The sequence below is a fragment of the Brevibacterium sp. NPDC056726 genome, from assembly GCF_042790515.1.
Classification (GTDB): domain Bacteria; phylum Actinomycetota; class Actinomycetes; order Actinomycetales; family Brevibacteriaceae; genus Brevibacterium; species Brevibacterium sanguinis.
The window spans coordinates 1-16672 of the sequence record NZ_JBHTYZ010000009.1; the positions used below are offsets into that span (position 1 = coordinate 1).

The window sequence follows — 16672 nt, forward strand, 5'->3', positions numbered from 1 at the left end:
AACTCCTGGGGGTAGGGAGCGGGCATGGTGCACATCCTTCCAGGCCGCCCAGCGGGCAAGCCAGATCAGATGTCACCTATCCGTACGGCAGTCCCGCTCCTGCCGCGATTGCCTCGCTTGGGGCGTCTACCGGCAACGCAACTGGCGGTGCTGGAAGTGCCGCTGGTGGTTCACGCACTACCCGCAGGGCGAGTGCGTCTCCTGCCACCGCGAGGTCACCATCGGTGAGCAGGGCTACTGCCGCCTCTGCCTGGAAACCGCCCGCTACCACCAGACGCCTGGTGAACCGCTCGACCTCGACGCGGCCCGCACGTACGGCCAGCAGTTCTTCCTCGCCTCGATGAACGACTCCCGTCAGCCCGCAGAACTCCACCTGCCGATGGCGATGAGCATCCGCGAAGCGCTCAAGGTCATCAACACGCCGCCGCCGACTCCCGCCAGCTACCAGCCGGTCCTGTTTCATATCGACCCCGACCCCGAACGCCTCCGTCAGCGCTCCAACGAGATCCGGCTGCGCGACATCACCAGCCGCACCGACCACTTCCTCTACGCCCGAGCCCGCGAGTACGCCTGGAGCAAGCGACAGACCAACCAGGTCAGGCGCACCCTGAAAGTCCTGCAGCTCGTGTTCCCCGGCGCGAATCTGCGCTTTCGCGCCTCTGACATCCTCGCGATGCGCAGCTACGACGACGGCAGCAACATCCGCTCCACCATCGAAGTCCTCGAAGACGCCGGGCTCCTCATCGACGATCGGGTGCCCTCGTTCACCAAGCTCTTCGAACGCAAGACCCATGCCCTGCCCGAGCCGATGCGATCCCAGCTCGAGCTCTGGCGCGACATCATGGTCGACGGCTCCAAGACCCCGCCGCGCCGTCAGCCCCGCGACACGAGGACCGTCAAAGGCCAGATGTACGGCATCCTCCCCGCGATCACTCGCTGGGTCGACGACGGGCGCACCAGCCTCGCAGGGATCAGCACCGAAGACATCCTCGCCGCCCTCCCTGACGACCCCTCCCGTCGCCATACGATGCTGCTCGGCTTCCGCAGTCTGTTCACGATCCTGCGCGGCCGCAAGCAGGTCTTCACCGACCCGACGAATGCGATCCCGCTGCGCGGCCCGCGGCGCAACACACCGCTGCCAATGGAGCCCACGGCGATCCGCGACGCACTGGTCAACCCCGACCCCGCAATCGCGTTGGCCGTCTCGCTCGTCGCCTTCCACGCCCTGACCACGCAGCAGGTCCAGCACATCCAACTCACCGACATCATCGACGGACGTCTGCGAATGCCCGACGGCCGCTTCATCCCGCTCGCGAAACCTGTCCGCGTCCGCCTGAGCGCGTGGCTCGACCACCGTGCCCAGCGCTGGCCGGAAACGAAGAACCCCTACCTGCTCGTCACCGTCCAGACCGCGCCCCGTCTCCCGCCGCCCGGCCGGAACTTCCCCTGGAAGAAGGCCGGAGTGACAGCCCAGGCCCTGCGCACCGACCGGATTCTCTACGAAGTCGAGCAGACCGGCGGCGATGTCAGGCGCATCTGCGACCTCTTCGGCATCGGCATCGAGACCGCGCTGCGCTACTCCCACACCGCCACGGGACCGCAGAACATCACGGCCGACAGTGCGTAGCCGCCTCAGAAGATGAACCTTCGGCAAACACCACCCAGATGCGCCTCGCCGACTTGCCGCGTGCTTCGATAAGCGTCAATATAGATACATGTCGAATCAAGAGGTCGAGTTGGTCATCGTCGGGTCCGGTCCCGCCGGGTACACCGCGGCGGTCTACGCTGCTCGTGCGGGGCTTGCCCCGGTCGTGATCGCCGGCTCGGTGACCGCGGGCGGGGCGTTGATGACGACGACCGAGGTGGAGAACTTCCCCGGCTTCGTCGATGGTGTGCAGGGTCCGGAGTTGATGGAGTCGATGCGGGCGCAGGCTGAACGGTTCGGCGCTCAGATCGTCTACGACGACGCGACCCGCCTCGACCTCGACGGCGACGTGAAGATCATCGAGACCGGTGCCGGGGCCACGTATCGGGCGCGGGCGGTGGCCCTGGCGATGGGCTCCGCGTACCGCAAGCTCGACCTCCCCGAGGAGGACCGCTTGTCCGGGCACGGAGTGTCCTGGTGCGCGACGTGCGACGGGTTCTTCTTCCGCGACCAGGAGATCGCCGTGGTCGGCGGCGGAGACTCCGCGATGGAGGAGGCCCTGTTTCTCACCCGGTTCGCGTCGAAAGTGACCGTCGTGCACCGCCGGGACGAGTTCCGGGCGTCGAAGATCATGGCGCAGCGCGTGCTGGACGACCCGAAGATCGAGGTCGCCTGGAACAGCGAGGTCGCCGCGATCCTCGGCGACGAGCAGGTCACCGGGCTCACGCTGCGCGATAGCGTCACTGGGACCGAGCGGAGACTCGACGCGACGGGGGTGTTCGTCGCGGTCGGGCACGACCCGCGTTCAGATCTCGTGACCGGCCAGGTCGACACCGACGCGGACGGGTACGTGCGGGTCGCGCACCCGTCGACGCGGACGAACCTGGCCGGGGTGTTCGCGGCCGGGGATCTCGTCGATCACACGTACCGGCAGGCGATCACCGCCGCGGGCACCGGCTGCGCGGCCGCACAGGACGCCCAGCACTACCTGTCGAACCTTGCTCCCGCCACCGTTTCCGCACCTGTTCTGGAGGTTTCCGCATGAGCACCGTCACCCCCGTCACCGACGCCACGTTCCGGGCCGAGGTGCTCGACTCCGAGCTGCCCGTCGTGGTCGACATCTGGGCGGCCTGGTGCGGGCCGTGCAAGGCGGTCGCCCCGATCCTGGACCAGCTCGCCGGTGAGTACGCGGGCCGGGTGAAGATCGTGAAGGTCGATGCCGATCAGAACCCCGAGACCGTGACCGCGGCCGGCGTGACCTCGATCCCGACCCTCGGGTTCTACCGGAACGGGGAACGGGTGGACGTGTTGATCGGCGCGCACCCGAAGCCCGTCTACGCGACGAAGATCGAGGAGCTGCTCGCATGACCGACACCGTGACCCGCACCGCACCGAAACGGCTCTCCACACTCGACAAGTGGCTGCCGCTGTGGATCGGCCTCGCCATGGTCGCCGGTCTCCTCCTCGGCCGGTTCGTGCCTGTGCTCTCCGACGTGCTGTCCGCGATGGAGGTCGGTGGGATCTCGGTCCCGATCGGGCTGGGCCTGCTGGTGATGATGTATCCGGTGCTCGCGAAGGTCCGCTACGACAAGGCCGCCGCCGTCACCGGAGACAAGAAGCTCCTGGTCTCTTCGCTCGTGCTGAACTGGCTCGTGGGGCCGGCGGTGATGTTCGCCCTGGCCTGGATCTTCCTGCCGGATCTGCCCGAGTACCGCACCGGGCTGATCATCGTCGGGCTCGCCCGCTGCATCGCGATGGTCGTGATCTGGAACGATCTGGCCTGCGGTGACCGGGAAGCGACCGCGGTGCTGGTGGCGATCAACTCGGTGTTCCAGGTCGTCGCGTTCTCCCTGCTGGGCTGGTTCTATCTCACCGTCCTGCCGGGCTGGCTGGGGCTGGACACGCAAGGGCTGGAGATCTCGGTCTGGCAGATCGCGCTGAATGTGCTCGTCTTCCTCGGCGTCCCCCTCGCCGCGGGGTTCGCCTCGCGGTGGATCGGCGAGAAGCGGAAGGGGCGCGACTGGTACGAGGAGACGTTCCTTCCGAGGGTCGGGCCGTGGGCGCTGTACGGCCTGCTGTTCACGATCGTGCTGCTGTTCGCCCTCCAGGGCGAACAGGTCACCTCCCGGCCGATGGACGTCGCCCGGATCGCGCTGCCGCTGCTGGTCTACTTCGGCCTGATGTGGTTCGCGGGGCTGCTGCTCGGCAAGGGCCTCGGTCTCGGCTACGCACGGTCGACGACGCTCGCGTTCACCGCGGCCGGGAACAACTTCGAACTGGCCATCGCGGTCGCCATCGGCACCTTCGGCGCGGCCTCCGGGCAGGCCTTGGCGGGGGTTGTCGGCCCGCTCATCGAGGTGCCCGTGTTGGTGGGGCTGGTCTACGTCTCGCTCTGGGCGGCGAAAGCCTGGTTCCGCACCGACCCCTACACCACCGAATCCACGATCGAATCGAGGACGTCATGACCGACACCGCTGTCCTTCCCGACGCCGAGGCGTGCGCGCCCTCCGCGATGCACGCGATCGGCGCCGACGCAGCTGCGACTGTGGCCGGGGCGCTCAAGGCGCTGGCGGATCCGCTGCGGCTGCGGATGCTGTCCGCGATCGCGACCGACCCGCGCGGCGAGTCCTGCGTGTGCGATCTCGCGGAGCTCGCCGACGTGTCCCAGCCGACCGTCTCCCACCATCTGAAGGTGTTGAAGGAGACCGGGATGCTGCGGTCCGAGCGGCGCAGTACGTGGGTCTGGTACCGGATCGCGCCGGGCAAGCAGCGCGCCGTCGCGGCCCTCCTCGACGCGTTCGCACCAGCGGCAGTCGCCGACGAGCCGGAGGACGCTCAGGCGCGAGTTGAAGCGTTGCGGCAGATGGACGCCCGCGTGACCCGGCTCGCCGAGGAACTGGCCAACGAGCTGACCGGGCTGCACCGTGATGTCGTGATCGCGATCGTGCGCGAGTCCTACGCGGGCCTGGTGCGGTCGGCGAAGCTGACGCAGCACATGATCCCGCTGACCGAGCGCTTCGCCCGCCAGCGCCTCGCCGACCTCACCCGGGATCGGTCTTCGGGGGTGCCGCAGGTGCTGTTCGTGTGCGTGCAGAACGCGGGCCGTTCCCAGCTCGCCGCCGCCATCGTCAACCAGCTCGCCGACGGCCGAGTGATCGCCCGTTCCGCAGGCTCGACCCCGGCGTCGGACCTGCACCCGCACGTGCGCTCCCTGCTCGTCGAGATCGAAGGCGAGCAGGAGGCTCGGGATGCGTTCCCGAAGCCGCTGACCGACGACGCCGTCCGCGCCGCGGACGTTGTGGTGACGATGGGCTGCGGCGACGTGTGCCCGATCATCCCGGGTGTCCGCTACGAGGATTGGGCCGTCGGCGACCCCGCCCTCGCCTCCCCGCAAGGGGTCGACGCGATCCGACACGACATCGAGTCCCGCGTCCGCGCCCTCCTCGCGACCCTCACCGACTGAAAGAAGCCAAAGATCATGACCGTTCAGCAGCCCTCTGTCCTGTTCGTCTGCGTCCACAACGCCGGCCGCTCCCAGATGGCCGCCGGCTACCTCCGCCACCTCGCCGCAGGCCGCATCGAGGTCCGCTCGGCCGGGTCCATGCCCGCCGAGCAGATCAACCCCGTGGCCGTCGAAGCCATGCGCGAGGAAGGGATTGACATCACCGCCGAGCAGCCGAAGGTGCTCACCACCGAGGCGGTGCAGGCCTCCGACGTGGTGATCACGATGGGCTGCGGCGACGCCTGCCCGTTCTTCCCGGGCAAGCGGTACGAGGACTGGAAGCTCGACGACCCCGCCGGACAGGGCATCGAGGCGGTGCGCCCGATCCGCGACGAGATCAAGGGGCGCATCGAAGCGCTCTTGGCAGAGCTGCTCGTCTGAGGGAGTGTGAGCGCCGGAGGGGCAAGCAACATCGGCGCTTGCCTCTCCCATGCTCTTGAGGGAGCTCAATCCATGCGGGGAACATCGTTGTGCCGCGGGTGTGGCCCGCTAATTGCGTCCCCAGTGGTTGTCGCTCTATCGAGAAGCGCCTCGCAGCGCTGCTTCGATCTGCTCCGGCGTGGGCGCTCCGGCGAATCCGCTTTCCGTCGAGTAGACGCGGCACGCGAGCGAGCGGACCGGTGCGGTCGGGAACAGGTCGACGCCGTCGACGAGGAGCGTGGGTGATCCTCCGAACGGAGAATTCGTCGCTTCGGCCTCGGTCCGGATGGCTACCAGTTCGACGGCCACGTCCACAAATCCGATAGCGTCCAGCGCAGCACGCGCGTTGGCTTCGGCGATGTCCGTGTTCGGGCAGTCGAGGATGTGCAACAGTTCGACCTTCATGCGATCCGCTCTTTTCGGGTCCGAGCCGCGCGGAGCCCGTTGAGGATGACGACGACCTCGGCGATCTCGTGCACCAGCACCACCGCGGCCAGCCCCAGCACGCCGAACAGGGCCAGCGGCAGCAGGACGGTGATGATCAGCAGCGACAGGATGATGTTCTGGTTGATGATGTGCCGTCCGCGGCGGGCGTGGTCGAACGCTCGCGGGAGGAGTCGCAGGTCGTGGCCGGTGAAGGCGACGTCGGCGGACTCGATCGCGGCGTCGGAGCCGGTCGCGCCCATCGCGATGCCGATGTCCGCGGCGGCGAGGGCGGGGGCGTCGTTGATGCCGTCGCCGATCATCGCGACCGAGCCGTGCTTGCCCAGCTCGGTGATCGCGGCGGCCTTGTCCTCGGGGCGCAGCTCGGCGCGCACGTCCTCGATCCCGGCCTGCGCGGCCAGCGCCCGGGCGGTGCGGGCGTTGTCGCCGGTGAGCATGGTCATCCCGACGCCCTGGGCGGCGAGGGTGCGGACCACCTCGGGGACTTCGGGTCGCAGCTCGTCGCGGACGCCGATCGCGGCGACCGGGACGTCGTCGCGGTGCACGATCACGACGGTCATGCCCTGCTCCTCCAGGCCGGCGACCTGGTCCTTGAGCGTCCCGGCGTCCAGCCAGCGGGGGCTGCCGACGGTGACCCGGGCCTCGTCGAGGGTGCCCTCGATGCCGTGCCCGGCCTGCTCGGTGACCTCCAGGGCGGCGGGGGCTCCGGGTGCGGCGGCGGTGATCGCGGCGGCCAGCGGGTGGGTGCTGTGCTGCTCCAGGGATGCCGCCCAGGCCAGGGCCTGCGCCTCGGTCACGCCGTCGGCGGTGAGGACGGCGGTGACGGCGGGCTCGTTGCGGGTGAGGGTGCCGGTCTTGTCGACGGCGACGTGGCGGATCACGCCGAACCGCTCGAACACGGCACCGGACTTGATGATCACGCCGAACCTGCTCGCCGAGCCGATCGCGGCGACGACGGTCAGCGGGACGGAGATCGCCAGCGCGCACGGCGACGCGGCGACGAGCACCACGAGGGCGCGGGTGATCCACAGCTCCGGGTCGCCCAGCAGCGAGCCGATGACCGCGACAAGGGCGGCGAGGATCAGCACGCCGGGCACGAGCGGACGGGCGATGCGGTCGGCCAGGCGGGCACGGTCCCCCTTCTCGGCCTGCGCCTGCTCGACCAGCTCCACGATCGTGGTCAGCGAGTTGTCGGTGCCCGCCGCGGTCGTCTCGACCTCCAGGGCACCGGCGGTGTTGATCGCCCCGGCCGACACCGCGTCGCCGGGCTCGACCTCCACCGGGATCGACTCCCCGGTGATCGCCGAGGTGTCCAAGCTCGACCGGCCCGCACGCACGATCCCGTCGGTCGCGATCCGCTCACCCGGACGCACGAGCATCAGCTGACCAACGGCCAGATCCTTCGCGGCGACCTCCACGGACGCGCCGTCCTGCCGGATGGTCGCGGTCTCCGGGACCAGCTTGAGCAGCGCCCGCAGCCCGCCGCGGGCGCGGTCCATGGCCTTGTCCTCCAGCGCTTCGGCGATGGAGTACAGGAACGCCAGCGCCGCGGCCTCCTCGACGTAGCCGAGGATGACCGCGCCGACCGCGCTGATCGTCATCAGCAGCCCGATGCCCAGCTTGCCCGTGAACAGCTTCCGGACCGCGCCGGGCGTGAACGTCGACGCGCCCAGCAGCAGGCCGATCCAGAACGCCACCAGCGCCGGGATCTCCGCGCCCGTCCATTCCAGGACCAGGCCCGTGCCGAAGGCGACGCCGGAGAGCACCGGGACCATGATCCCGCGGTCCCGCCACCATGGACGCTCCCGCTCCTCCTCGGCCTCCTCAGCGACCTGGGTGTCGGGCTCGTCGCAGCCGCACGCCGCGCTCACGCGCCCGCTCCCGTCCCGCAGCAGCCCGGCACCGTGCACTCGGCGTCCACGCACGGCGCGTGCTCGTCCACGGCCAGCGTCACGTCCACCAGCGCCGTGAGCGCCGCCGCGAGGTGCGGGTCGGCGATCTCGTAGCGCGTCTGCCGACCCTCGGGCTCGGCGACCACGATCCCGCAGTCGCGAAGACAGGTCAGGTGGTTCGACACGTTCGACCGGGTCAGCTCCAGCTCGCGCGAGAGCACGGCCGGGTAGCTCGGGCCGTCCAGCAGGGTCATCAGGATCCGGGAGCGCGTCGGGTCCGCCATGGCCCGGCCCAGCCGGTTCATGACGTCGAGACGCGAAGCAATAGTCAGCATACGCTAAATTATACAGTGAATGCTGACCTATTGTCGGCTCCGATGACCTCAACCTCGACTATGAACGCCACGCGGCGGGAGGAGTGGCTGCTCCGCGCAGGCCCTCGTCCACACGCTGGCGATCATCAGGGCCGTCCCGACTGCAGCCAGGGCGGTCAGGACGGCGAATGCCCTCGCGTAGCTCCCGGTCACCTCGGCGAGGACGGCCCCGGCGAACGGGGCGAGGGCGGCGGCCAGCAGGACCGGGAGGCCGAGGACGCCGGAGAGGTGGCCGTAGGCGCGCTCTCCCCAGCGGTCGGTGATCGCGGTCGCCTGCAGCAGCGTGGCGATCCCGCGGCCGACTCCGGCGAGCATCGACGCCGCGATCAGCAGGCCCACCGGGCCCGGCACCACGGCCAGGACCAGCGTGCTCGCAGTCACCAGGATGAACACGGCGGCGGTGCGCGCGGTCAGCGAGGCCCGGTGCGCCAGGCCGGTGTAGACGAGGCGTCCGGCGACCTGGCCGACGCCTCCGAGGCCGAGCACCCAGGCTGCGGCCCGGGCGTCGAGGCCGCGCTCGAGCATGAGCGGGACCAGGGCCAGCAGGCCCGTGTACATGGCCAGCGACGCCGCGGTCAAACCGCCCGTGAGCAGCCAGAACCGCGCGCTGCGCAGGACCGCGACGGCATGGGCGCTGTCGGCGGCGGGCGCGTCGCGATGCCCGCGCGCGGGCCAGGGGCGTCGCAGCAGGAGCCAGTGGGCCGGCACTGTGACGACGGCGAGGGTGGCTGCCGCCCACAGGTAGGTCGCCCGCCAGCCCAGCTGCTCGCCCGCGACCGCCGTCAGCGGCGCGAAGACCGTACTGGCCAGGCCCGCGACGAGCGTGAGCGTGGCCAGCGCCCCGAGACGGCGTGCGTCGAACCAGCCGGTGACCGCGGCGAACGCCGGCGGGTAGAGCACCCCGGCCATCGCGGCCCCGGCGAGCACCCACCCGGCGACCAAGACCGGCAGGCTCCCTGCCGTGCCGATCACCACGAGAGCCAGGACTCCAAGGACCGACCCGACCGTCATGACCAGCCGCGGTCCGCGCCGGTCGATGACGCGGCCGACCGGGACCCCGACCAGCGCCGAGACCACCAGTGCCGCCGAGAACGCCGAGGTGACGGCCATCGAGGACCAACCGGTGTCGGCGCTGATCCGCGGCGCGAGCACCGGAAAGGCGTAGTAGAGCAGCCCCCAGGAGACGATCTCGGTCACGCACAGCGCCGCCAGCACCGCTCCCAGCGATGGGCGGGGTCCGGGCTCAGGCAACGGCGGCACCCCGCGGCAGCCTGGTCAGGGCGTCGACGACGTGCCGGGCGTCGCGGTGCACCCCGCGCAGCGTGTTCGAGGAGAACGACCGCTGGAACTCCACACCGAGGAAGCCCAGCCCCGGCAGCGCGGTCGAGACACCGCGGTCGTGCCGGGGCCTGCCGGCCCCGTCGAGGACGCCAAGCGAGGTCAGGTAGGTCAGGTGCGGCCGGTAGCCGGTCGCGAAGATCACGGCGTCGACCTGCTCCCGGGAGACGTCAGGCCACACGACCCCGTCCGGGGACAACGCGGTGAACATGGGCCGCTGGTCGGGCCGGCCCGCCTCCAGCGCCCGCTTGTACGTGTCGGTCCCGATCACCGGGGTGCCGGTGACGAGCCGTTCGAGGACCGATGGCGGGAGCAGGTCGGCGCGCGTGAGGCGCAGCCACCAGTGCAGGTCGCGTCCGGCGATCATCTGCGGCGCGAACCGCACCCGGTCCCGCACCGCCAGCGACGTCTCCGCGTGCTCGGCGAGCTCGTGGGCCACCTGCACGGCGGAGTTGCCCGCCCCGACGACCACGACCCGCTGCCCGGCGAACTCCTCCGGCGACCGGTAGTCGGCCACATGCAGAACCCGCCCCTCGAATGCCCCCCTGCCGGGGATCGCCGGCACGTGGGGATTGCCGAACGAACCGGAAGCGGCGATGAGCGCGTCACCGACCAGGCTGCTCCCGTCAGCCAACTCCACCGTGAACGCCGGCCCGTCGGCGGTGACGTCGACGACGCGGGCATTGGTCCGGACCTCGACGCCGAGCCGGTCGGCGTATCCGCGCAGGTACTCGACGACCTCGTCGCGGCCCGGGTAGCCGTCCGGGTCGCCGGGGAACGGGTACCCGGGGAAGGAACTGAACCGGCGTGGGGAGAACAGGCGCAGGCTGTCGTAGTAGCGCGGCCAGGACCCGACCGGCTCGTCACCGGCCTCCAGGACGACCGGTTCCCAGCCCCGGACGCGTCCGGTGCGGGCTGCGGCGAGGCCGGACTGCCCGCCGCCGACGATCAGCAGGCGGCCCCGGCTCATCTCGTGGTCCTCGCGCCGATCTGGACCAGCTGCGGCGCGGGCGCGCAGCACGAGTCCGAGGCCGCCTGATCGTCCGGGGCGTCGAACAGGCCAGACCCGCCACACACCCCTGTGTCCGGCAGGACGAGGTCGACGCGCGCGGCCGCCTCACGGTCGCCGGCGATCGCCGCAACGACGCTGCGGACCTGCTCGAACCCGGTCAGAGCCAGGAACGTCGGCGCCCGCCCGTACGACTTCGCCCCCACGATGTAGAAGCCCGGCTCCGGGTGTGCGAGGTCCGCCGCTCCCGTGGCACGGACGGAGCCGCACGAATGCAGGTTCGGGTCCACCTCGACAGCGACCTTCGCCGGAGCCTGCAACCGCATGTCGAGATCGAGCCGGATCTCGGACAGGAACGACAGGTCAGGCCGGAACCCGGTCGCGACGAACACGCGCGATGCCGGTTCCAAACGGCGGCCGTCCTCCGCGAGGAGCACAGCCTGCCCGTCCTCGACCGCCACCTCTTCGGTACGGAACCCGGTGACGAGATCCACAAGCCCGTCCTCGACCGCCTTCTTCGCCCGCTGACCCAGCGCACCGCGCTCGGGCAGTTCGTCCCCGCTCCCGCCGCCGAACGTATTGCCGACCGTGCCGCGGCGCAGCACCCAGCTGATCCGCGTCCCCGGCACCCGCTTCGCTACCCGCGACAGTATCCCGATCGTCGTCGCCGCAGAATGACCGTTGCCGACCACCACCACATGCTGACCAGCCAAACCCAGGGCATCCTCGATCGCGGGCATGCGATGCTCCACCAGCCCCGCATGGACTGCAGCCTCCTCACCGAGCGCGGGGAGACCGTCAGCACCCGCGGGACTCCGGGTGTACCAGGTGCCCGACGCGTCGATCACCGCGTCGGTCTCGATCCGCTCCTGCCCACCATCCGTGCGGCGGACGTGCACGACGAACGGCTGCTCCGCTCGCCCGGCATCGACCGCGAGATCCCGCCCCTTGCGCGCCGCTCCGACCACACGAGCCCCATACCGGACCCGGTCGCCCAGCGCGTCCGCAAGCGGGGCGAGATACCCCTCGATCCACTGCGCCCCGGTCGGATAGCCTTTCTCCGGCGCCACCCACCCCGTCGGCTCCAGCAGGCGACGAGACGCCGCATCGGTGAGCTCCGTCCACGGCGAGAACAGCCGCACATGCCCCCACTCCGCAACAGCTGCCCCCGGACCATCACCGGCCTCCAGCACGAGCGGGTTTAATCCGCGTTCCAGTAGATGCGCGGCCGCTGCGAGCCCCTGCGGGCCTGCACCGATAACGACGACGGAAACCATACCCAACCTCCTTACATTGACGTTCTTCAATATGAGCAAGCCTGCCTCACGTATCGACAGATGTCAATGCGTAGGGCAGAATGGAGCCATGAACACCCCCGCGACCATCGAGAGCACCCCCGAAGCCTCGACCTGTTGCATCCCGGGGCAACCGCTCGACGATGCGACCGCACAGCAGCTCGCCCGGGTGTTCAAAGCGCTCGGCGACCCCACCCGGGTCAAGCTCATGGCGATGATCGTCGGCAGCAGCGAGGGCGAGATGTGCGTGTGCGACCTCACCGAACCCGTCGGACTGTCGCAGCCGACCGTGTCACACCACATGAAGCTCCTTGTCGAAGCCGGACTCGTGACCCGCGAGCAACGCGGTAAGTGGGCCTACTACCAGCCCACAACCGACACGCTCGCCACTGCCGCGCGGGCGTTCCTCTCCTGATGCCAGAGTCCCGGTTCCGGCCGATGGTCGAGTCCGACTGGCCCGAGGTCGCGAGCATCTACCAAGCCGGGATCGCCACCGGGCACGCCACCTTCGAAGCTGTGCCGCCCGCGAACTGGGCCGCGTTCATCACTTGCAAACGCTCCGAGCTGAGCCTGGTAGCCCTCGACTCCGCAGATCGGGTCAACGGATGGGTTGCCGCGGCCCCCACCTCAACGCGGACCGCCTATGCGGGCGTCGTCGAACACTCGATCTACATCCACCCGGATGCTGCAGGACAGGGCGTCGGCTCCAGGCTCCTGGCCGCATTCCTCGCCGTCGCCGACCACGCGGGCATCTGGACGGTCCAGTCCTCAATCTTCCCCGAGAACACCGCAAGCCTGCGTCTCCACGAGCGCGCCGGATTCCGCACCGTCGGCAGACGAGAACGCATCGCCCGCATGGACTACGGGCCGCACGCCGGCCGCTGGCGCGACACCATCCTCGTCGAACGCCGCACCCCTGCTGATCCCGCAGGAAGCCACGCTGAGGTTGCATCTTCCGTGAACATGCACACTCACACCTGCCCCAGCGACCTCTCAACCCGCATCTTCACGCCAAATCGACTTCAGGATTCCTGAACTTGCGGGGAATTCAGCTCATGCGGGCGGTGGTGTCGAACAGGTCGTACTCGTCGGGGTGGAGCTGGTGCTGCACGACGAAGGAGCGATCCTTGATCCGCCACAGCCCCTGCCCGGTTCCCAGGGTCGGCAGGAGGGAGCGTTCGGTGCCGGTCAGGCCGAGGGTCTTCGCGGTGGTGCCGAGCTGGTCGGATTCTTGCCGGTAGATGATCCGCGACTCCGCGTTCGCCAACAGGCTGTTGGCCAGCGAGCGCATCGCCGAGCCCTGGTCGCCGACGTTCTCCAAGTCGGTGAGCTTGTGGAAGATGAGCATGTTGCTGATCCCGTAGGCGCGGGCCAGCCGCCAGTGCGCGTCCATCCGCTTCAGCAGCGCCGGCTCGCTCATCAATCTCCAGGCCTCGTCGTAGATCACCCACCGCTGTCCGCCGTTCGGGTCCAGCAGCGCCGATTCCATCCACGCGCTGGAGCAGGTCATCAGCACCGAGATGAGCGTGGCGTTCTCCGTCACCCGCGACAGGTCCAGCGACACCATCGGCAACGTCGGATCGAACACCTCCGTCGACGGCCCATCGAACAGCCCGGACAGGTCGCCGGCGACCAGACGCCGCAGCGCGTGCCCGACCATCCGGCCGTCCTCCGCCAGCCGCCCGTCAGGGTCGTCCGACGGGGTGAGGAGGTGGTCGACGATCATCGGCAGGATCGGCACGTCGTTCTCCCGAACCGTCGCTGTCAGGGCGGTGTCGATCGCGGTGTGCTCCAGCGGGGTCATCGGCCGGGTCAGCACCGTCTCGGTCAGCGCGCCGATCAGGTCACGACGGCGGGAGGCGACCGTCGTCGCCCACTGCGCATCGCTGAGCCCGGTCGGCCGGTAGCCCTCATCGAGCGGGTTGAGGCGGGTGGGCAGGCCGTGGCCGAGCTGGATCGCCCGGCCCCCGACCGCGCGGGCGATCTCGGTGTGCTCGCCTTTCGGGTCGCCCGGCACGTACACCCGCCGCCCGAACGGGAGCGAGCGGGTGTAGAGGCTCTTGGCCAGCGACGACTTCCCGCTGCCGACGATCCCGGCGAGCACCACGTTCGGGGCCGTGATGATCCCAGCCTGGTAGAGCACCCACGGGTCATACACGAAGCTGGCGCCCGAGTAGAGGTTCTGGCCGACGAACACGCCTTCGCTGCCCAGGCCCCCTTCGGCCAGGAACGGATACTGCGCCGCCAACGTCGCGGAGGTGTCCTGATGGCGAGGCAACCGGAACCGGCCCGGGGTCCGCAACGCCACCGGCCCCGCCTCCCCGGCAGCCGGCAGATACTGCGTGGCCTTGCGTTCGGCGCGTTCGGCGCCGGCCTTCGCTTTCGCGGCGGCCACCTCCTGCCGGCGCTGCTCAGCCTGCAACTCTGCGGCGGCACGGCGACGCTGTTTGCGCAGCCGACGACGTTCCGCGGCCGGGGCGACCAGAACGGCGGTGTGCAGGCGCTCCTTCTCGCTCACAGCCCCCACCCCCGACCCCGCGTGACGCCACCGGCGGCAGGCGCCCCGGCCGGGTCTATGCGGGTCATCTCGTCGGCGGCGCGAGCCGCGCCGGCCAGCCGGCCTCTAGCCTCGTCCAGGGCGGTGCCGGCCTGATGGAGCTCATCACCGGCCTCCAGCGCGGTGGGGTGACCGGGGATGGTGTGAGCGGCGGCGAGCCGGTCGAGCACCAGCCGCATCGCCGCGGTCGCATCGCGAAGGTCCGCGATGATCGCAGGCGCCCCCGCTTCGGTGAGCTGGCCGGCGCTCGCGAGGGCGCGCAGATTCCGGGCGGCTTCGGCGGCGTAGGCGGTGGGATAGGAGAAGGTGGGCACCAGGGACCTCCCGAGATGCGGAGCGGACAGGGATGCCGGTCAGGTGCGCCCGGCCCGCACACACGACGGCACCGCCACCCCGTGACCGGGGCGACGGCACCGTTCACGGCGGGGCACCGCTTACAGGCCGAGGCCGCGGTCGCGTTTGACGGCCGCGACGCTGGGATGGGTGAACCACGACCCGTCGGTCTTCGCCGGTCGGCCTTTCCCGGCCGCAGCCGGAGCCTTGCGCCCGCCAGCCGCCGCAGCGGATGCCCCGAGCGCTCTGGTCGACCGGGACGCGGCGGCCCCGGTGGCGCCTCCCGCTCCTGCCGCAAGCCCGCCGGACGCTCCCGCCGCGCTTGCAGCGCCGCCGACGTTCGGGCCGATGGGCCCAGCCGTGTGGGATTCGGGGTCGAGGCGGTCTTCGGGCGGGATCGGGTGGCGACGGTAGAGGCCGACGTGCCCCATGTCGGGGTTGTAGGTCAGCGTGTACTCGCCGGCGGCAGCCTCCTGGTCCAACGGTCCGGCGGGGAGGGTGTCGTAGACATAGCCGTTCTCCATCGCCGCATCGGTGGTCTCAGCGCCGTAGTCGAAGCCGGACAGGTGCTCGATTGCGGCGTCCGGGCCGTGGCGGTCGATCATCGACAGCACCGCGTCGGCTTCCTCGCCCTGGAGGAACACGATGTTCACCCACCGCGAGACCGCCTCGGCCCCCCGCTCCAGGCTCGCGGCGGCCGATGGCGCGGGCGGCCCGGGTGCGGGGTGCCAGGCGATCCGCCCGGCGGCCTGCATGGCGAGGTTCAGCCGTTCCTCCACCGCATCGAGTCCGGCGGCCGCGTCGAAGAGCTGCCTGGCGGCCTGGTGGGCGTCCCGGATGCCCGCGGCCTGGTCGCCGTGGTCATCGAAGGCGCGGCCCTCGTGCCGGTTGTGCTGCTGGGCGATCTGCGCGAGGGACTGCTGCATGGAACGCACCCCGGACAGCAGGTTCCCCATCATCGTGTAGGCGTCCTCGGGATGGGCGAAGTCGCGGCTGGCGTGCGCCAGACCGCGCAACGCCTGCGACGCTTCCTCAGCGTCGGCGACGGGATCATAGAATGTAGGCACGGTTCCTCCCTCAGCTTCTGGTCTCTGAGAGGTGCGCACCGAGCATCCGACCGACATCGAGGAGTGCGACCGCGTGGCCGATGAGAACAGCGATCCGGTGGCGAGCAAGCACCTCCAGACTCTGCGGCTGTTCAAGCGTCGTGCGGACGAACTGTTCTCATGCGGACTTGCTCAGCGCGAAGACGCCCTCAAGCTCGGGCAACAGCTCCATATGAACCTCGTGCTCGATAAGACCACCGGCGAAACCTCTGTGCGAGATTTGCGCCAGGTGATTCCTCCCAAAGAGCAAGTCGCCTACGCTCTCACGTTGATACGCCCCCTGACGCTGTCCAAGAAGGGCGACAGGTTGGCGTGGAGAACCGTCATGGCGGCCCTCGACTTCTTCTGCCCTCCGGAAGACGCCGTCAACAGGGAGCGGATAGGTGAGTTGCGTGAGGGGTGGAGCAAGTACCCGGTTCGTCGGATGCGGATCATGCAAGCGCCCATCGATCCGGATGCACCGGGGCCGCGTATCGATGCGTGGGATAACGAGATCGCGCGAAAGTTCCTCTATGGCGATCTGGTGCACGGAGACGACAACGCAGAACTCCTGGAAGCCCTTGGAGACGATCAGGTTGTCTTTTCTGCCGGAGCGATGGCGTCGGACGGCTTCATCTTGATGAACAACACGTACGAGGTCATGCATTGCCTCCGGCCCGATAGGGACTGCCGTACGGATAGGTGACATCTGATCTGGCTTGCCCGCTGGGCGGCCTGGAAGGATGTGCACCATGCCCGCTCCCTACCCCCAGGAGTT

General features: G+C 69.9%; 18 protein-coding genes. 9 read left to right on the forward strand and 9 right to left on the reverse strand.

The annotated features are described in order from the left end of the window. The first annotated feature begins 340 nt into the window (after positions 1-340). From ACFQ91_RS17020 to ACFQ91_RS17045, 6 genes are all read left to right on the forward strand, one after another. Positions 341-1627: a hypothetical protein gene (locus ACFQ91_RS17020; RefSeq protein WP_162230360.1), complete on the forward strand. Its 1287-nt coding sequence runs from the start codon at positions 341-343 to the stop codon at positions 1625-1627. Between the two features lie 88 nt (positions 1628-1715). After that, positions 1716-2690: a thioredoxin-disulfide reductase gene (trxB, locus tag ACFQ91_RS17025; protein ID WP_162230359.1), complete on the forward strand. Its 975-nt coding sequence runs from the start codon at positions 1716-1718 to the stop codon at positions 2688-2690. Beyond that, complete coding sequence (gene trxA, locus ACFQ91_RS17030; RefSeq protein ID WP_198499360.1) at positions 2687-3013, forward strand: thioredoxin; 327 nt, start codon at positions 2687-2689, stop codon at positions 3011-3013. The genes trxB and trxA overlap by 4 nt, the downstream gene beginning before the upstream one ends. Then, entirely contained in the window at positions 3010-4110 is a 1101-nt protein-coding gene (gene arsB / locus ACFQ91_RS17035; RefSeq protein WP_162230357.1) for an ACR3 family arsenite efflux transporter, read from the forward strand. Before trxA ends, arsB begins: the two co-directional genes overlap by 4 nt. Further along, positions 4107-5108 (forward strand): metalloregulator ArsR/SmtB family transcription factor, encoded by a 1002-nt coding sequence (locus ACFQ91_RS17040; protein WP_013864596.1) that lies wholly within the window; start codon positions 4107-4109, stop codon positions 5106-5108. Before arsB ends, ACFQ91_RS17040 begins: the two co-directional genes overlap by 4 nt. 15 nt (positions 5109-5123) lie before the next feature. Beyond that, positions 5124-5528 (forward strand): arsenate reductase ArsC, encoded by a 405-nt coding sequence (locus tag ACFQ91_RS17045; RefSeq protein ID WP_013864597.1) that lies wholly within the window; start codon positions 5124-5126, stop codon positions 5526-5528. Between the two features lie 135 nt (positions 5529-5663). Here ACFQ91_RS17045 and ACFQ91_RS17050 read toward each other — a convergent pair whose 3' ends face one another. Genes ACFQ91_RS17050 through ACFQ91_RS17075 form a run of 6 tightly spaced genes read right to left on the reverse strand, consistent with a single transcriptional unit; the run spans position 5664 to position 11901 of the window. Further along, positions 5664-5972 carry a hypothetical protein gene (locus ACFQ91_RS17050; protein WP_013864598.1) on the reverse strand — a complete coding sequence of 103 codons (309 nt, stop codon included), beginning with the start codon at positions 5970-5972 and terminating at the stop codon, positions 5664-5666. Next, a complete protein-coding gene (locus tag ACFQ91_RS17055) occupies positions 5969-7882 on the reverse strand; it encodes a cation-translocating P-type ATPase (RefSeq protein ID WP_198499359.1) in 1914 nt (637 codons plus the stop codon). The genes ACFQ91_RS17050 and ACFQ91_RS17055 overlap by 4 nt, the downstream gene beginning before the upstream one ends. Then, entirely contained in the window at positions 7879-8238 is a 360-nt protein-coding gene (locus ACFQ91_RS17060; RefSeq protein WP_007633539.1) for a helix-turn-helix transcriptional regulator, read from the reverse strand. Before ACFQ91_RS17060 ends, ACFQ91_RS17055 begins: the two co-directional genes overlap by 4 nt. A gap of 48 nt (positions 8239-8286) precedes the next feature. Beyond that, positions 8287-9474: an MFS transporter gene (locus tag ACFQ91_RS17065; protein WP_232623660.1), complete on the reverse strand. Its 1188-nt coding sequence runs from the start codon at positions 9472-9474 to the stop codon at positions 8287-8289. Between the two features lie 46 nt (positions 9475-9520). Further along, a complete protein-coding gene (locus tag ACFQ91_RS17070) occupies positions 9521-10585 on the reverse strand; it encodes an NAD(P)/FAD-dependent oxidoreductase (protein ID WP_092919089.1) in 1065 nt (354 codons plus the stop codon). Further along, positions 10582-11901 (reverse strand): FAD-dependent oxidoreductase, encoded by a 1320-nt coding sequence (locus ACFQ91_RS17075; RefSeq protein ID WP_092918849.1) that lies wholly within the window; start codon positions 11899-11901, stop codon positions 10582-10584. Before ACFQ91_RS17075 ends, ACFQ91_RS17070 begins: the two co-directional genes overlap by 4 nt. 88 nt (positions 11902-11989) lie before the next feature. On the opposite strand from ACFQ91_RS17075, the gene ACFQ91_RS17080 reads away from it, so the two are divergent. Then, positions 11990-12334: a helix-turn-helix transcriptional regulator gene (locus ACFQ91_RS17080; protein ID WP_092918847.1), complete on the forward strand. Its 345-nt coding sequence runs from the start codon at positions 11990-11992 to the stop codon at positions 12332-12334. Positions 12335-12357: 23 nt separating this feature from the next. Next, entirely contained in the window at positions 12358-12954 is a 597-nt protein-coding gene (locus ACFQ91_RS17085) for a GNAT family N-acetyltransferase (protein WP_162230354.1), read from the forward strand. Positions 12955-12967: 13 nt separating this feature from the next. Here the strand turns inward: ACFQ91_RS17085 and ACFQ91_RS17090 are convergent, their stop codons facing one another. The 3 genes from ACFQ91_RS17090 to ACFQ91_RS17100 form a co-directional block, all read right to left on the reverse strand. Continuing rightward, a complete protein-coding gene (locus tag ACFQ91_RS17090; RefSeq protein ID WP_198499356.1) occupies positions 12968-14437 on the reverse strand; it encodes an ATP-binding protein in 1470 nt (489 codons plus the stop codon). Then, the gene (locus ACFQ91_RS17095) at positions 14434-14790 is read right to left on the reverse strand and encodes a hypothetical protein (RefSeq protein ID WP_162230352.1); all 357 of its coding nucleotides are present in this window, start codon (positions 14788-14790) and stop codon (positions 14434-14436) included. The genes ACFQ91_RS17090 and ACFQ91_RS17095 overlap by 4 nt, the downstream gene beginning before the upstream one ends. 120 nt (positions 14791-14910) lie before the next feature. Then, positions 14911-15876, reverse strand: a complete 966-nt coding sequence (locus ACFQ91_RS17100; RefSeq protein ID WP_198499355.1) for a hypothetical protein — start codon at positions 15874-15876, stop codon at positions 14911-14913. A 31-nt stretch (positions 15877-15907) separates the two neighbouring features. Here ACFQ91_RS17100 and ACFQ91_RS17105 point away from each other — a divergent pair, with 31 nt between their 5' ends. Continuing rightward, complete coding sequence (locus ACFQ91_RS17105; protein WP_198499354.1) at positions 15908-16600, forward strand: hypothetical protein; 693 nt, start codon at positions 15908-15910, stop codon at positions 16598-16600. Positions 16601-16672: the final 72 nt, after the last annotated feature.

What these genes read in the sequence shown, in the direction of transcription:
- ACFQ91_RS17080 (WP_092918847.1), top strand. Translation starts at nt 11,990, where the DNA reads ATGAACACCCCCGCGACCATCGAGAGCACCCCCGAAGCCTCGACCTGT.
- ACFQ91_RS17085 (WP_162230354.1), top strand. Translation starts at nt 12,358, where the DNA reads ATGGTCGAGTCCGACTGGCCCGAGGTCGCGAGCATCTACCAAGCCGGG.
- ACFQ91_RS17040 (WP_013864596.1), top strand. Translation starts at nt 4,107, where the DNA reads ATGACCGACACCGCTGTCCTTCCCGACGCCGAGGCGTGCGCGCCCTCC.
- ACFQ91_RS17075 (WP_092918849.1), bottom strand. Translation starts at nt 11,901, where the DNA reads ATGGTTTCCGTCGTCGTTATCGGTGCAGGCCCGCAGGGGCTCGCAGCG.
- arsB (WP_162230357.1), top strand. Translation starts at nt 3,010, where the DNA reads ATGACCGACACCGTGACCCGCACCGCACCGAAACGGCTCTCCACACTC.
- trxA (WP_198499360.1), top strand. Translation starts at nt 2,687, where the DNA reads ATGAGCACCGTCACCCCCGTCACCGACGCCACGTTCCGGGCCGAGGTG.
- trxB (WP_162230359.1), top strand. Translation starts at nt 1,716, where the DNA reads ATGTCGAATCAAGAGGTCGAGTTGGTCATCGTCGGGTCCGGTCCCGCC.
- ACFQ91_RS17020 (WP_162230360.1), top strand. Translation starts at nt 341, where the DNA reads ATGAACGACTCCCGTCAGCCCGCAGAACTCCACCTGCCGATGGCGATG.
- ACFQ91_RS17045 (WP_013864597.1), top strand. Translation starts at nt 5,124, where the DNA reads ATGACCGTTCAGCAGCCCTCTGTCCTGTTCGTCTGCGTCCACAACGCC.
- ACFQ91_RS17050 (WP_013864598.1), bottom strand. Translation starts at nt 5,972, where the DNA reads ATGAAGGTCGAACTGTTGCACATCCTCGACTGCCCGAACACGGACATC.
- ACFQ91_RS17070 (WP_092919089.1), bottom strand. Translation starts at nt 10,585, where the DNA reads ATGAGCCGGGGCCGCCTGCTGATCGTCGGCGGCGGGCAGTCCGGCCTC.
- ACFQ91_RS17060 (WP_007633539.1), bottom strand. Translation starts at nt 8,238, where the DNA reads ATGCTGACTATTGCTTCGCGTCTCGACGTCATGAACCGGCTGGGCCGG.